The organism is Arthrobacter sp. C152, from assembly GCF_054890965.1.
Genome location: NZ_JBTZSU010000098.1, coordinates 1 through 797, shown reverse-complemented (window position 1 = coordinate 797; position 797 = coordinate 1). Strand labels below are relative to the sequence as shown.

Here is a 797-nt window from a genome sequence, read left to right as displayed (position 1 = left end):
GACGCCGAACTGCTCTGCCTTGCCGTCGCCCAGCACCTGCTCGGCTTCTCCTCGGAGAGCAGGTGGATCCGGTACTCCCGGATCCACCTGTCCGCCATGTTCCCGGGCATCCCGCACCAGTCCGGCTACAACAAACGCCTCCGGGCCGCGGGGCCCTTGATCGCGGCAGCGATCACCGCGCTGGCACGGGACACACCGTCCTGGCACGAGGTCCTGCGCCTGGTCGATTCCACTCCCGTCCCGTGCGGAATGTCCCGGGAAACCGTCAAACGTTCCGACCTGTCCGGGCACGCCGGCTACGGTTACTGCGCCTCCCACTCCCGGTTCTTCTGGGGATTCCGGCTCTACCTCATCAGCACCCCTGACGGCATGCCTGTGATCTGGGGCTTGGCCAACCCGAAGATCGGTGAACGCGAAGTCACCAGGGCACTCCTGGAGCACGACCATCACCTCATCCGGGCCGGGCAGGTAATCCTCGGGGACAAAGGCTTCGCCGGACGCGACTTCGAAGCGTTCATCAGCCAAGACCTGGGCGCGACGCTGATTCGCCCTGACCGCAAAGACGAGAAACCCCGCTTCGGCAGGCTCGGCGGCATCAGACAATGGATCGAATCCGTCTTCGACACCCTCAAAGGCCAACTCAGCCTCGAAGATCACGGCGGACGGACCCTGGCCGGTGTCTACACCCGGGTGGCCGCCAGACTACTCGCCCTCGCTGCCGGCATCTGGCACAACTGGCGCATCAACGCGCCCCGCAAACGCTCACTCATCGCCTACGACCACTGAAACCAATAGGA

General features: G+C 64.9%; 1 protein-coding gene. It reads left to right on the top strand.

Annotation, left to right across the window (positions count from 1 at the left end):
- Positions 1-786: IS982 family transposase (locus tag ACYSM9_RS21875; protein ID WP_461859046.1), on the top strand; the 786-nt coding region annotated here is incomplete at its 5' end.
- Positions 787-797 lie beyond the last annotated feature (11 nt).